Below are 15,724 nucleotides of genomic sequence, written 5' to 3' on the forward strand. Positions count from 1 at the left end.
CGGGAACACGCCGACAACGTCATTACCATGCCCAGAAGGCCCGAGTTGCTACTCTTCGTACTTCAGCAGCAATTCGTGGATAGCATCGAGCCGGTCTATCGGGTCACGCAGGGTCAGCAGCGTGTAGCGGTCTGCCTCTGGCAAGGGCAAGAGTTGCGCCAGCTGGTTGCTCAGGCGGGTGGCATCGCGGGTTTCCACGTCAATGCCAAGTCGCTGCACGTGGGGGTGCTCCGCCAGACGCTGCAGCAACTCGGTCCACTCAGCGTGCTCTTCCGGGAGCGGCACATAGGGCTCTTCGTCCCAGAAGGTGGCGTCGGCCAGCCACAGGCCGTCGGCTTGTTGCCTCGCATTGCCGATACTGAAGCGGCGCTCCCCTTCAACCACGATACCCAGCAAGCCATTGGGCAGCGAATCCCAGTCCACAATTCGTGCGGTGACCGCTGTTGATTCAAAGCGCGTATTTACCCCAGGGCGATCCACTTCACGGCCCTGCGTAAGCAGTACAATGCCAAACTCCCGCTGACCTTTCATGGCATCTCGCACCAGAGCCAGATAGCGCTGCTCAAAAATCTGCAGCGACAGGCGCCCATCCGGCAGCAATACGGTTCCCAGTGGGAACAGCGCGAGTTCTGTATCAGCCATGCTCGCCCTTGCCCAGCGGTTTAAAGAAAATAATAAGGCGTGGCAATAGCAGCATCGAACCCATCAGGGCCGCCAACATGGCCGCACCGGTCAATAAACCGAAATAAATGCTCGGGGTGAAGTTGGACAACGCCAGAATGGAGAAGCCAAAAATGATGATCACCGAGGTGTAGTACATGGCCTTGCCGATACTGCCGTGGCAGCGGTACATGGTGGCCAGGTAATTGCGATCCTTGGGAAATTCGGTGCGAAAGCGATGCACATAATGGATGGCATGATCCACACCAATACCCACGGTGATAGCGGCAATGGTAATGGTCATCATATCCAGCGGAATGCCAAACAGTCCCATACCCCCCAGCACCAGCCCCGCCGCCAGCATATTGGGCGCCAGTGCAATCAGCGCCAGACTCAATGATCGGAACAGCACCAGAAACATCACCAGTATGGCGACGAATACCGCCGCCAAAGTCAAGATTTGGGATTTATAAAGGCTCTGCAACATATTGTTGTAAAGCACCAACATGCCAGTCAATTGCACCTGATCTTCCGCAAATCCCATGTCTTCAACAAGATGGTTGCGAACTTGCTCTAACAACTCAGCCCGCTTAAGGGTATGACTGGTTTCCATAACCCGCACGGAAATGCGCGCCTGGTCCGTTTCTTTCGCCAGATAGGGATCGACCACAATCTGCTTGATGTCCGCCGGCAGAGATTTTTCCACCAGCGCCAGCTGAAGGTCATCAATATCGTCGCCCATGATCATTTTCACCAGCTCATAGGGCGTGGCGAGCGACAAGACCTTGCCGGTTTCATCCAGGCTATCTACATAATCGTGAACGGACTTTATGCGCTCCAACCCGGCAATCGTAAACCAGTGAGAAGCAGGCGCCGCACTGCTGCCAAAATCATCGCCGAAGTCATCACCAAAGTCGTCGCTGAAATCGTCGGCAAAATCATCACTGAATTCGTCACTTTCCTGAGGCTCAATCTTAGGCGCGTTGATGATGATATCCAGCGGAATGGTACCCCCCAGTTTGGCATCAACAATTTCCATACCCTGGTATATTTCCGTGCTCTCATCGAAATAATCGATAAACCGGTTCTCCACCTCCAACCGACTGATGCCCCACAGGCTGGTCACCAGCAATACGCCCGCCACCAGTGCAATGGTTGCGGCGTGATGCTCGGCCACTGCCGCAAACCGCAGGGTAAAGCCTTTGCTGTTGTCCGCATCGCGGCTTCGCAGGGGCTGCTTCAGCAACAACAGCACACAGGGCAGCACGATAAAGGTCAGCACTAATGCCACCACCACACCGATGGTCATCATCCAGCCAAAATCGATAACCGGACGAATACCACTGACCACCAGCGACATAAACGCCACCAGCGTCGTCAATGCAGTGTAGAAACAGGGCTTGGCCATTTGACCCACCGTTTCTGCCACCAGCGTTCGCTGATCCCAGTCCAGATGATTCGCCGCCAGCTCCCGGTAACGGACAACCAGATGGATGGAAATCGACAACGTAATAATCAACAACAGGGCGACAAAATTGGATGAAATGACGGTCATCCGCCAATCAAGCATGGCCAGCAAGCCCAGCATAAACAGCGCCGACAGCACGCACGTTGCCAGCGGCAGCAGCGTCCAGATCACGCTGCGAAAAATGACCACCAGAAGAAAGACAATAAACAGAATAATTCCAGTGCCAAAAACCACCAGATCGCTCTGCACAAAGGCAATCATATCCGCGGCAATCATTGGCACCCCGCCGAGATACAGGGTGGCATCATCGCGATAACGGTCGAGAATCGACCGCACACTGGCCACCAGCTCCGTCATCGCCGCCTGAGCAGTGGGCAGGTAGTCCTGGAACGCCTGCTCGGCCACCTCCAGCTCACGCTCTTCCAGCGCTGTCAGGCCCTGCTCTGCACGTTTTTCCTTCAGGCTTTCGCGATTCTCCAGCAGACGCTGGTAGGTTTCATCGCGTTTTATATTGACCTGCAGGCCCGTGGTGGTGGCATCGGCACTGGTAAGCAGGGATTTATACAAGGGGCTGCTGGACAGTTCCTGCAGCGCCAGTTCGCGGTCGGTATCCTCGTGCTTGAGCATGGGAATCCGGCCACCCGCAACATCGGTGAGGCTCACCCGGGGACTATCCAGCAGGGGCACATCGAGGATGGATACAACCGACGATACCGCTGGCAAGGCTGCCAGCTCATCACGCAAACGGCCGATCTCTTGCAAAGAGTGATCAGACATCAGCTCCCCATCGGGCTGATATACCACCAGCAGAAAATCTTCGGTTGCGAAGCGCTTACTGATTTCCCGGTAAAACTTGAGCGACTTATCGCCCTCCAATACCAGAGAATCAGAAGAAGCATCGAGCTTGAGGTTCGGCAAAAAGCTCGCCAGGCCGCCAATGAGAACGGCTACGACCAGTAAAATCAATCCCGGTCGTCGCATCACAACCCGCTCATAGAAGCCCATAAATACACTGCTCATTCAAACTCCCCAACTATTATTGTGCGCCTGCAGTGCAGGCCTTGCGCTGTGCGTTATCGCAGGAGAATGCCCATCTGGCAATCCCCTTGTAGGCCATCCCCTACTTTGGCGGTGCCGCCTTACTCGCCCCATCGGGGAATCAGGGTTTGCGCCAGCCCAAGGTGATCCAGCACCCGGGCAACCATAAAGTCCACCATCTCGCCCACCGAAACCGGCTTGTGATAATACCCCGGGCTGGCCGGCATGATCGTTACCCCGGCCTGACTGAGCGTAAGCATATTTTGCAAATGAACACTCGATAGCGGCGACTCCCTAGGCACCAGGATAAGCTGCCGCCGCTCTTTGAGGGCTACGTCCGCCGCGCGTTCAATCAAGTTATTACTGGCGCCTGTGGCAATCGCCGACAGTGTGCCGGTACTGCATGGGCAGATCACCATCGCTGACGGGGCGCCTGACCCAGAGGCAACGGGGGCGGTCCATTCTTCGCGACCGTAGACCCGCAGTTGCGACGCATCAACAGCAAACTGTTCACGCAATTTTTTAGCCAATGGTCCAGTTTTGTCAGGTAGCGCCAGCTCGGTTTCCATGGCTACCACCATCAGCGCCGCTTTCGATATCATAAAATGTACTTCAACACCCTGCGCCAGCAGACATTCGAGCAGGCGCAATCCGTAGGGCGCGCCAGAAGCGCCCGTCATGGCCAGTGTTACCCGTTTTACGTTTTCCACCATGCCTATTTAATCCGCCAACGTATCCAGAAGCTTCTGGTGTATACCGCCAAAACCGCCATTACTCATAATCACCACATGATCACCCGAGCACACGCGCTCACGCAAACGCGCCACAATCTCGTCGATATTGCCAAGCACAGCCGCCGGAACTGGCGATTGCGCGATCACATCATCGAGCGACCAATCCAGATCGGTCGGCGCAAACCAAAACACTTCATCCGCCATCGCAGTTGACGTTGCCAGCGCTGCACGATGCTGTCCCAAACGCATGGTGTTGGATCTAGGTTCGATCACGGCAAAAATGCGCGCGTCGCCCACCTTCTTACGCAAGCCATCCAAAGTAGATGAAATCGCTGTCGGGTGATGTGCAAAATCGTCGTACACCGCAACACCAGAGGGCGTACCGCGCAACTCCATGCGCCGCTTAACACCCGCAAATGACGCCAGCGACATTACCGCGTCCGCCAGTGTTACACCCACGTGGTGCGCTGCCGCAATCGCAGCCAGGGCGTTGTACATATTGTGTCGCCCCGTCAATGACCACTGCAGCTCGGCCTGCTGGCCCTTGTGGGTGACCCGAAAATGGGAGTGGTCGTCCGCCAGAGGTTCAGCCTGCCACTGTGCCTGCCCACCGGCGTCTCCCACCTGCACCTGCTCGCTCCAACACCCCTTCGCCAGCACCTCGGCCAACGCTGTGTCGCCCTCAGGCACGATAATCCGCCCGATACCGGGCACGGTGCGCACCAGATGATGAAACTGGCGCTGTATGGCCGCAAGATCGGGAAAAATGTCGGCGTGATCAAATTCCAGGTTATTCAGCACAGCCGTTTGCGGGCGGTAGTGAACAAATTTTGAGCGCTTATCAAAAAAAGCAGTATCGTATTCATCGGCCTCAATGACAAAAAACCGGCCACCGCCGCCGCGCGCAGACAAGCCAAAATTACCGGGTATTCCACCAATCAGAAAGCCTGGCTCATAGCCCAGATTTTCCAGAATCCAGGCGACCATACTACTGGTGGTGGTTTTACCGTGGGTGCCGGCGCAAGCAACCACCCAGCGCCCCTGAAGAAATTGCTCGCCCAGCCACTGCGGACCCGAGATATACGGAATAGCGCGATTTAACACGTGCTCAACGGCCGGGTTGCCCCGCGACAGCGCGTTACCCACGATAACCAAATCCGGTGTCGGCTCAAGGTGCGCCGGATCATAGCCTACCATTAGGGCAATGCCCTGTTCTTCTAACTGTGTGCTCATGGGAGGGTAGACGTTGGCATCAGAGCCGGTGACAGTATGGCCCAACTCCCGAGCCAGCAGCGCAACGCCGCCCATAAACGTGCCACAAATGCCTAGTATGTGTATGTGCATGGTTGTCCGGTTAGTCTGAGATCACGGCATGGTAGCACCAGACGTCAGGCAGCACTATTCCACATATCACTGCAAGCAACTCACATCGCTGCACTGATACGAAAAGCCAGAGCAAGCTACGGTGCCATACCATACAGGACAACCCCACCATGTCTCAGCCCGGCTTGCTTGCCAGCCGACACGCAAAAAAAAGCCCGCAATCGCGGGCCAACGTAGAGAACTCCCTTCCTCAGAAACTCAGACCAACCCAAACCCAAAGTTTCTTGGTATCCACAAACAAGTCGTCTGCACTGTAGTCGGCATATTTCACGCCGGCATTGTAGTTTTTACCAAACTTACGGGCGTAGGAGATATCAAGCTCCGAACCGTAGTTGTCGAGCGTGGGCGTATCTTCATCGGCGGTAAAATCGTGGTAGGTGACAGACCAGCCGCCGCCGAGCAGTTTTCCGCTAACGGAGACATAACTGTCCACCAAACCAGTTGCTGGTGTCCCCAGAAACATATCCGCCCAACCATTGAATTTATGCAGTGTTGCCAACTCGGTGGTAAAACCATAAAGGCCGTCATCAGAACCCAGCGTTTCCACCCCAACTTTACCCGTGATACCGGAAACGCTTACGCCACCTTCTATCAGGCTGTAATCCGCATCGCGATCTATTGCACCGGCCTCAAACTCCTGACTGGCCAATTCAACGGTATAGAGAAGCTTCGCCTTCCCAACATCCACGCCACCGCTGAGACTTGCCCCCACTGTATCGCGCGCGTTATCGGTTCCATTGTCAACCTCCAGCATATAGCTGTACACCACCAGCTTACCGATAGGCGTATCGATAGCGGCATTGAGCAAGTGATCCTTGGAATCGAAGTCAGCCGCCTCGGCAAAAATACGGTTGCGCTGATCTAGGTAGGCATAACTTAGACTCACACCTTCCATTGGCTTCAGGTCAAAACGTGCAGCGTCAAAAGTCTGTCGATCCTGGCGCCAACCAACATGCCCCACAAATCGATGACCATCGTATGTGATAACCTGACGACCAACCTTAGCTGTAAACATACCCTTTTTGTACTTCACAAAACCTTGGTCTAACTCAGTAACCTCAGGATCGGCCACTACGGAATGCTCGCCAACCTTAAAACCCGCAGGCCCAACGGTGTAGGAATCTTGCCCACCGACAATTCGCACATCTTCCATTTCGACCGTGGCTGAAAAACCTTCAAGTTCCGCCGTGGTATATCCAAGGCGCGTACGCAACGTTAGAGCCGAGGCGTTTTTCAAGGTGTTGTCCTGGTCTACTTCCTCATAGCGCAAACGGAAGTCGCCCGACGTCTTACCGCCAGTAATTGCGTCAGTTAGACTATCCGCCATAGTCGGCATTGGCGCGGCCAGACTAGCGAGCACCAGCGATGTGTACATCGATCTCTTCATCGGTTTTCCCCTATCAAGAAGCTATTTCAAAAATTCGCAGTTCCAAACAACATATTTCAGGCGTTAGGTGTGCACTACATAGCTATGAGCAACTAGTGTGCCAAGTACCGAAAACTGTCAAATAACGTGGAAAAACGGTTAAAAACGAGGGTTACGCGCTATCGGTGACTTCCCTAGCCACCTCGCGCCCCGAAATGAGGCAATATCCAAAAATGACGCGCTTACTTTTTGGTGCGTACCGCGCACTAAACGGATGCCGTTGCTCTAGAAGCTCAGGCGCCAAGTGAGGGAAAACTACAGAAATACGGCGAGCGTCAGCAGTTGCGTGATAAAAAGCAACGCAGCCACTGCCTGCCAAAACCTCAGGGGGTTTCGCTGCGCCAGCGGACGGCTGACCTGCTGCATAAACTCACTGTTGGGGTTTTGCAGATCGTGTAGAAACTCGGAAATATCCTGATAGCGCAGCTCGGGTGTAATACTCAAGGCCTTGCGAATACTGGCGTCCATCCATACTGGCACCAGCGGGTTGTAATGGTATGCGGGAATATAGTTCAGTCGGGCATAGGCGCTAACACTGTTACAACGTTCAAGCTGACCTTCGTAAGGCATTTGCCCGGTAAGCATTTCATAAAGCACAACGGCCAGCGAGAACTGGTCCGCCGCCGCAGTAACCTGGCGTCGGAGAATCTGTTCTGGGGCGGAGTACTGCGCGGTACCGAGAATGTCATCGCGCTCGAAAGCGGTGGAAATCTCGGCAATACCACCCACAAAGCAGGATCCGAAATCCACCAACGTCACACGTTGGTCGTCGTCGACAATGATGTTAGCGGGCTTGATATCCTGGTGCAGAGTATCGCGCCGGTGAAAAGCACGAAGGCCGCGCACTAGCTGCTCTGCTATATCGATGACGCTGTGGATATTAGGCTTTGGATGACGTTTCATCCAATGATCAAGCGTCTCCCCCGTGACATATTCCGCCACATAATAGAGACAACTCTTTTCCCTATCATCTTCAAGCACCCGAACCACATTCGGAGAATCGATGCGCCTGCCAATCCAGCTCTCCATGATAAAGCGTTCAATATAGGCCGGGTCATCCAGGAAATTAACCGAGGGCGTTTTCATTACATAACGCGCGCCTTCGCGACTGCGCGTATCAACCACTTCGTAAAGCTGACTGCGGGAACTGGCATGCAATTCGCGCACAATCTGAAAGCCATCAACGATAGCGCCCTCATTTAACGGCGGCGGAAACGGCAAATCTGTCAGCCTGAGAAAAGCATCATCCGCCTCACCCGCAGGCAGAGCATCCACCCGGATGATCTGTGCGCTCAGGTTATCGTGACTGCTATGCTCCAACGCGCTGGTAATCATCGCGTTACAGTCTTCCTCGGGGTTATCAGTGAGATGCCCGAGCCGATCTTTAATCTCAGCCCTGCTGATAAAATCATGAACACCGTCCGAGGTCAGCAGGAAGATGTCACCGGCTTCCATATCGACACTGCGATAGTCCACGTCGAGCCACATATCCAGGCCCATCGCACGGGTCAGGTAGGATTGTTCCTTATTAATGCGTGTCGCGTGATCCCGGGTAAGCTGCTCCAGCTCTCCATGGCGATAGCGATACACGCGAGTATCGCCCACATGAAAAATATGTGCGGTCCGACTTTTGAAAATTACCAGGCTAAGCGTACATACATAGCCCTTTTCCGCCTGAAGAAAGCGCTGTCCCTGTCCATAGAGCCATCGGTTCAGAGCATTAAGCACCTGCTGTGTGGACTTTTTAACTGTCCACGATTCTGGTGTGGAAAAATAGTCTGACAAGAATGAAGTAACACACGTATCGCTGGCTTCCTTGCCCGCCTCAGCTGCCGACACCCCATCGGCAATAATTGCCACCGCACCCTTTGTGGTTAGCAAATGTCCCTCTGGAATACGAATACCAATACTGTCTTCATTCTCGCTTTTAATGCCGGCATAGGTTGCCTGGCCCAGCGTGAATTTCAACGTACCGTCTAGATGCATGATGTATTCCTGTCTATGAACGCGAAAGCCGGTGATCCTCTCAGGACCACCGGCGCGCTGAATAAAATAGCGCTAAGGGTAATCAGGTAACTTCAATTAGTTCCACCGAACCGTCGTCATTGATTTCTGCCATATGGCCCTGCGGCTCTTCGAGGAATTGCACCGCAATAAACACCAAGGCCGCCGATGCCGCAATCAACATGAAGAATGACGAGGAATCCACAAACGAAAGCGCTGTAAGGTAGATTACCGCACCCACGTTACCGTAGGCACCTGTCATACCCGCAATTTGCCCAGTCATGCTCCGTTTGACCAGGGGCACAATCGCAAACACGGCGCCTTCACCGGCTTGCACGAAGAAGGAACACATCATGGTTGCCAATACCGCCAGCACAATCGGCCAGCCAGAGGTTATCTGACTCAACAGCATATAACCCACTGCCAGCCCCGCAACCAGAATAGACAGGGATTTACGACGCCCGAATTTATCGGAGAAGTAGCCACCCGTCGGCCGCGCCACCAGGTTCATAAACGCAAAGCCAGACGCCAACAGACCTGCTTTTACAGCATTCAACTCAAACACTTCCATAAAGAACAGGGGCAACATGGAAACCACTGCTAGCTCTGAACCAAAGGTTACAAAATACGACACGTTCAGAATAGCAACCTGCTTGAACTTGTAGCGCTGAAATTCCGGTACCGGCGCATCAGAAAACAGATGAGAGTTAACCCGCAGTATCTGGCTGATCTGCACAACACCCACTACCGCCAATACAGCGTAAGTAGCATAGGTAGCAGTTTGCGAGAGTAAACCAAGATTTTCCGGTGATAGCTTCCAGGTTAATGTAGCCAGCGCCGCGTACATGGGTAGGCACATGCCAATATAAAAATACAGGTCGCGTTTGCTAGTAACCTCAAGACCGCCATTCTTTTTCGGCTTGAAGTAAGTTGACCCTTTCGGTGTATTGCGCGCCCGAGTGTAAAAGAACAGTCCGTATACGATCGCGATAACACCCGTTGTGGCAATAGCGTAACGCCAGCCATCTGCGCCGCCGTAGATCAACGCAAGTGTAGGCAAAGACATTGCCGCTGCGGCGCTACCAAAGTTACCCCAGCCGCCGTAAACGCCCTCAGCCAAGCCCACCTGCCGCGCAGGAAACCATTCGCTCACAAGCCGAATACCGATAACAAAACCGGCGCCAATGAAGCCCATTAGAAATCGCATCAAGGCTATGGTTTCGTAGGAGTTGGCAAAGGCAAACCCCAGACAAAGGCCGCCGCCGATCAATAGCAAAATCGTATATATGATACGTGGGCCAAACCGGTCAACCAGCATGCCGATCACAATGCGTGACGGAATAGTGAGTGCCACGTTCAAGATCATCAAGGCTTTCACCTGCTGACCGGTGAGATCAAAAGCCTCCTTAATGGAAGCTAGCATTGGTGCGTGGTTAAACCACACCATGAACGTTAGAAAAAATGCAAACCAGGATAAATGCAGCAACCGGATGTTAGCTTGCTTCACATCCAGTAGGTTGAGACTACCGCCAGACATAACAGACTCCGCTAGAGATTTAAGTATCTGCGAAGCCTTGAGCAAGGCCTATGCCAACCACAAATAAAAATCACCAAGCCTATGAGCCGCAAGGCTTTTTCACCTAACCCCACGTTCGCTAACGATGTTAACGGTGCAGCCAATGCCCCCGATTCGCTCACGCAAGCGGCGACGCACCAGCACTGTGCGTCTTTTTGGTGCCATCTCGGGCAGCGCGAGTGTCACCTTTATGGTGCACTGCAATAAAAACCATATTATTCATGCAGTTAAATTGAGATCACCATGATTGGCACATGGCTTGCTTTATCGCTCCGCATACACGGTGCGACAGACCCTCGCACCTCGGGGAGAACTGGATAAAGGTAAGTAGCATGAGCGGAGCAACACGTCTCGTACTGGTGGGCAACGGACCCGTTGGCCACCAATTTCTGGAAACGCTTGTCGAGAGTGGCAAGGCCGATCAATTTTCCATTACGATTTTTGGTGAAGAACCACGTCCGGCCTACGACCGCGTGCACCTGACCGCCTGGTTTGAAACCCGACAAGCTGAATCCTTGAACATGGTTGAAGAAGGCTTTTACGAAAGCCAGAACATGGTGGTATATAGCGGCAAGAAAGTTACCAGCATCGATCGTTCCAACAAGGTGGTCAGCACCGAGTGCGGCACTACGGCTGAGTACGATGTGCTCGTGCTCGGCACCGGATCATACCCCTTCGTTCCGCCGGTACCGGGTCACGACCGCAACAACTGCTTTGTGTACCGCACTATTGAAGACCTTGAGGCCATTACTGCCGCCAGCCAGAACGGCAAAATTGGCGCGGTAGTGGGTGGCGGCCTGCTGGGCCTTGAAGCCGCCAAAGCGTTACACGACCTTGGCTTAAAAACCCACGTCGTGGAATTTGCACCTCGCCTTATGGCGGTTCAGGTAGACGATGGTGGTGGCAAACTCCTGCGCAAGAAAATCGAAGACCTCGGGGTTTCGGTTCACACCGGCAAAAACACACAACAAATCATTGATGGCGACAGCACCACCCACAAAATGTGCTTTGCCGACGGCGAAGAGCTGGAAACGGATCTAATCGTATTCTCTGCCGGCATCCGTCCGCAGGACGAGCTGGCGCGGCAGTCTGAGCTCGAGATTGGCGAGCGTGGCGGTATCGTGGTCAACAACTATTGCCAGACCTCCGACCCCTCTATTTATGCCATTGGGGAATGCGCCCTGTGGGGCGGCCGCATTTTCGGCCTGATTGCTCCGGGCTGGGAGATGGCTCGCGTAGCAGCCGATCATGTGCTGGCAACCGGCGAAGACAAGCAATTTCTCGGCGCGGACATGAGCACTAAACTAAAGCTGATGGGTGTGGACGTAGCCTCAATTGGGGACGCGCACGCCAACACCCCTGGTGCCAAGTGCTATACCTTTATCGACGAGCAGACGGAAGTTTACAAGAAGCTGGTCGTTAATGAAGACGCCAGCAAAGTGCTCGGCGCTGTACTGATTGGCGATGCCGAAGACTATGGCACACTGCTGCAGTACGCACTGAACGACATCACACTGCCAGAACACCCAGAGGCCATGATTCTGCCCTCGCTCGACGGCGCTGCCGCTGCCGGGCTAGGCGTAGATGCCCTGCCTGAATCTGCTCAAATCTGTTCTTGCAATAACGTAACCAAAGGCGACCTGTGCAGCGCCATTGCCGACGGAACCCAAACCCTGGGCGACCTGAAGGCCTGCACTAAAGCCGCCACCAGTTGCGGCGGTTGTACTGCCCTCGTTGGCCAGGTGCTGAACGCGGAGCTGGCTAAACTTGGTCTAGAAGTGAATACAGACCTGTGTGAACACTTCCCCTACACCCGCCAAGAAATCTACCATCTGGTGCGCGTTGGCAAGATCAAGAGCTTCAAAGAGCTGCTGGAAAAGCACGGCAAAGGCCACGGCTGTGATATTTGTAAACCGACCGCAGCCTCTATTCTGGCAAGCTGCTGGAACGACTACATTCTGGAAGCAGACCATGCCGGCCTGCAGGACACGAACGATCGCATGTTGGCCAACATGCAAAAAAATGGCACCTACTCGATTGTTCCGCGTGTCGCCGGCGGAGAAATCACGCCCGACAAACTGATCGTACTCGGCGAGGTCGGCAAGAAATACAACCTGTACACCAAAATTACAGGCGGCCAACGCATCGACCTGTTCGGTGCCACCGTCGACCAACTGCCATTGATCTGGAAAGAACTCGTCGACGCCGGATTCGAATCTGGCCACGCCTATGGAAAATCACTGCGCACGGTTAAAAGCTGTGTCGGCTCCACCTGGTGTCGCTACGGTGTACAAGACAGTGTCGGCGCTGCCATCGATATCGAAAATCGCTACAAAGGGCTGCGCTCACCTCACAAACTTAAAATGGCAGTCTCCGGCTGCACCCGTGAATGCGCCGAGGCCCAAAGCAAAGATGTTGGCGTGATCGCCACTGAAAACGGCTGGAACCTGTATGTGTGCGGTAATGGTGGTATGAAACCACGCCATGCAGATCTGTTCGCTTCCGATATCGACACTGAAACCCTGATCAAATATATCGATCGATTCCTGATGTTTTACGTGCGCACCGCCGACCGTCTGCAGCGAACCAGTGTGTGGATGGACAATCTTGAAGGCGGACTGGAGTATCTGCAAAACGTCATCATTAACGACTCACTGGGCATCGCCGAAGAACTGGAAGCGGAAATGGCGCATGTCATCGGCACCTACCAGTGCGAGTGGAAAACCACCATCGACAACGAAGACAAAGTCAAAATGTTCCGCAGTTTCGTCAATAGTAATCAGGGCGATGACAACGTGGTCTTTGTACAAGAGCGCGGCCAAATCCGACCCGCGACCGACGAAGAACGTGAACTGGGCAAAGATCTGATTGCTGTGGCCTAACGATGACCGATACCAAAAAGGACGAAACCATGAACTGGACCGCCGTTTGTTCCATTGACGACATTCCGCCCAACGCCGGTGTATGTGCACTGGTCGACGGCAAACAGATTGCCCTATTTAAAGTAGACAATAGCATCTTCGCACTGGACAACTTTGACCCCTTCAGCGGCGCCAATGTCCTGTCGCGCGGTATTGTCGGCAGCCTGGACGGCGAGCTGGTGGTAGCATCGCCAATCTACAAGCAGCACTTCGCACTGGCTACAGGGCGCTGTCTGGAAGATGATACTCACTCCATTAGCGCCTACAGCGTCAAGCTCGACGGCGATACTGTTATGCTCTGCGGCGCGGCCCAAGTCGCAGCCTGAATAAAGCCCTACCCTCTCCCCCCCGGCCAGCCACAGTGCAGTTTGCTGTGGCTGGCCACCTTATTAGTGCCCCGTTCTTTTAGCCCCTCGAAACAGTAGTGGATCCAACTTGAACTTCTTCAATCGCGAAGACAAGGTTGTCGCGGGCAATCCCAGTAAAGCTGCCGCTCCGTCCTGACCAAAAACACGGCCGCCACAGGCTTCAAGAGCTGCCACGAGATTACGCCGTTCATGTTCTCGCATCTCCTGCTCTGTCAGGACACTACTTTCCGTAGGTGCAAGAGAGGGCTCTATCGCATCGGTGGTCGTGCCAGACATATCGAAACGTAGTGTTTCACCGCGCACCAAGATCACCTGGCGCTCAATCACATTTTCCAGTTCACGAATATTGCCCGGCCAATGATATCGCTTCAGCTTTTCAAGCTCGCTCAGGGGGATTTTCAAGCCCGACTTGTTCGCTCTGGCGCTGGCGCGCATTAAAAAATGCTGCGTCAGCAAGGGAATATCATCCAGGCGCTTTCGCAATGGCATCGATTCAATCGGAAATACATTCAGGCGAAAATACAAATCTTCACGAAACTGGCCCTCTGCCACCCGCTGTGCGAGATCCCTATTCGTGGCGGCGACGATTCTCACGTCAACACGCCGTGTTATCGATTCACCCACGCGCTCGAACTGTTGCTCCTGCAGCACTCGCAGCAGCTTTCCTTGCAGTCGCAGAGGAATTTCACCCACCTCATCAAGGAATAGAGTACCGCCATCGGCAAGTTCAAAGCGCCCTGGGCGATCAGCCGTTGCACCTGTAAACGCGCCACGCGTATGACCGAAAAATTCACTTTCGAATAACTCCTCGGGAATAGCTGCACAGTTTACTCTTATCAGCGAGCGGTGAGAGCGATCACTATTGTCGTGAATCGCGCGAGCAATCAATTCCTTGCCCGTACCGGATTCTCCGTTAATAAGCACTGTCGCTTCCGTCGGAGCCACCAGCTCGACTTTCTGCATGATTTGTTGGACCGCAGCGCTTTTCCCTATCATCTGATGATGATTGAATTCAGAGCTAATCTCTTCCTGCAAATAGGCGTTTTCCATTTCAAGCCGATTTTTTAGCTGCTCAACCTCTGTCAAAGCGGCCAGCAATTGCTTTTTGTCGGCTTTCTTCTGCGACACATCGCGAAAAATCACCACTGCGCCGACGATAAACCCGTTATCACGAACCGGTGTGCTTGTGTATTCCACATCAACTCGCTTACCAGATTTTGACCAGAAAACATCGTCATCTACGGCATGCACGGTCCCATCCTTCAAGACCGCGAATATCGGGCACTCATCCACTGGATAATGACCGCCGTCGCCGTGACGGTGATGCACCATGCTGTGCATATTGCGACCGGCCAGCTCCGCAGCGCTATAGCCAAGAATCCGCTCCGCGGCCGGGTTAACAAAGGTCGTCATGCCATTGACGTCTACCCCGTAAATCCCTTCGCCAGCGGCATCAAGCAACAGTTGATTCTCCCGCTCAAACTCCTGGAAGACCCGGCTAACACGGTTCCAGTGCCCGATGCCAGAAAGGTAATGGCGCTCAGCGTCCGAGCGCTCTCGCGCACGCAGTATTTGATCAGCAAGCTGCAGACTAAGATAGAGATGCTGCTCCTCACCTGCAGCTACACAACGAGCGGTAACCTCTACCCGAGCCTCATCGCTACCGTGCAGTATTAGCAGGCGATCACTCCAGGCGCGACCATTGCCCAAAACCTCCTGAGTAAACACCACTAATGTCGGAAAACTCGGCGCAAACAAAGCACTCGCGCAACTTTCACACAGCTCCTGCAGGCTGGAGCCAAACAGCCGACAGGCCTCCTGATTCGCGGTTACCACCTGATCCACAAAGGGGTTTATCACCAGCTGGGCAGAAGCGGCATAGTTAAAGTGTCTGTCATTAGCAGGCACAACCGCGGCTCGTTTATAGGGCATAGCAACCTCTTTTCCACTACCTGCCATAACACTACGAAAAATCGTGCCAACTCCCACGAAATCTCGTTAATTACGATTTTTCGTAGCCCATCCGCCGCTTTTGCGATGCCGCCCAACCCCGCACCGAACGTTATTTTCTCTTTCTATAACAGCTAGTTAAATTTTTATCGCCGACACATCAGCAACACTGGCATGCACGTTGCTCTATTCCTCC

10 protein-coding genes are annotated in these 15,724 nt (G+C 53.8%); 2 read left to right on the forward strand and 8 right to left on the reverse strand.

Annotation, left to right across the window (positions count from 1 at the left end; all coding sequences use genetic code 11):
- Window positions 1–48: 48 nt before the first annotated feature.
- From AC222A_RS03785 to AC222A_RS03815, 7 genes are all read right to left on the reverse strand, one after another.
- Complete coding sequence (locus AC222A_RS03785; protein ID WP_372747909.1) at window positions 49–642, reverse strand: LON peptidase substrate-binding domain-containing protein; 594 nt, start codon at window positions 640–642, stop codon at window positions 49–51.
- The gene (locus tag AC222A_RS03790) at window positions 635–3,148 is read right to left on the reverse strand and encodes an efflux RND transporter permease subunit (RefSeq protein WP_372747910.1); all 2,514 of its coding nucleotides are present in this window, start codon (window positions 3,146–3,148) and stop codon (window positions 635–637) included. Before AC222A_RS03790 ends, AC222A_RS03785 begins: the two co-directional genes overlap by 8 nt.
- A gap of 119 nt (window positions 3,149–3,267) precedes the next feature.
- Window positions 3,268–3,876: a flavin prenyltransferase UbiX gene (locus AC222A_RS03795; RefSeq protein ID WP_372747912.1), complete on the reverse strand. Its 609-nt coding sequence runs from the start codon at window positions 3,874–3,876 to the stop codon at window positions 3,268–3,270.
- Between the two features lie 9 nt (window positions 3,877–3,885).
- On the reverse strand, window positions 3,886–5,244 hold the full coding sequence (mpl, locus tag AC222A_RS03800) for a UDP-N-acetylmuramate:L-alanyl-gamma-D-glutamyl-meso-diaminopimelate ligase (protein WP_372781335.1): 1,359 nt from the start codon (window positions 5,242–5,244) through the stop codon (window positions 3,886–3,888).
- A 229-nt stretch (window positions 5,245–5,473) separates the two neighbouring features.
- Window positions 5,474–6,670, reverse strand: a complete 1,197-nt coding sequence (locus AC222A_RS03805) for an alginate export family protein (RefSeq protein ID WP_372797429.1) — start codon at window positions 6,668–6,670, stop codon at window positions 5,474–5,476.
- Between the two features lie 294 nt (window positions 6,671–6,964).
- A complete protein-coding gene (locus AC222A_RS03810) occupies window positions 6,965–8,695 on the reverse strand; it encodes a bifunctional protein-serine/threonine kinase/phosphatase (protein WP_372748959.1) in 1,731 nt (576 codons plus the stop codon).
- Between the two features lie 82 nt (window positions 8,696–8,777).
- Window positions 8,778–10,250, reverse strand: a complete 1,473-nt coding sequence (locus tag AC222A_RS03815) for a NarK family nitrate/nitrite MFS transporter (RefSeq protein WP_372764881.1) — start codon at window positions 10,248–10,250, stop codon at window positions 8,778–8,780.
- 371 nt (window positions 10,251–10,621) lie between these two features.
- On the opposite strand from AC222A_RS03815, the gene nirB reads away from it, so the two are divergent.
- Both nirB and nirD read left to right on the forward strand, forming a co-directional pair.
- Window positions 10,622–13,171, forward strand: coding sequence for a nitrite reductase large subunit NirB (gene nirB, locus AC222A_RS03820; RefSeq protein ID WP_372748961.1), 2,550 nt, complete (start codon window positions 10,622–10,624; stop codon window positions 13,169–13,171).
- Window positions 13,172–13,173: 2 nt separating this feature from the next.
- Window positions 13,174–13,536, forward strand: coding sequence for a nitrite reductase small subunit NirD (gene nirD / locus AC222A_RS03825; protein ID WP_372749527.1), 363 nt, complete (start codon window positions 13,174–13,176; stop codon window positions 13,534–13,536).
- A 63-nt stretch (window positions 13,537–13,599) separates the two neighbouring features.
- Here nirD and AC222A_RS03830 read toward each other — a convergent pair whose 3' ends face one another.
- The gene (locus AC222A_RS03830) at window positions 13,600–15,510 is read right to left on the reverse strand and encodes a sigma-54 interaction domain-containing protein (RefSeq protein ID WP_486774645.1); all 1,911 of its coding nucleotides are present in this window, start codon (window positions 15,508–15,510) and stop codon (window positions 13,600–13,602) included.
- Between the last annotated feature and the right edge of the window lie 214 nt (window positions 15,511–15,724).

Source organism: Litorivivens sp. (assembly GCF_057445395.1).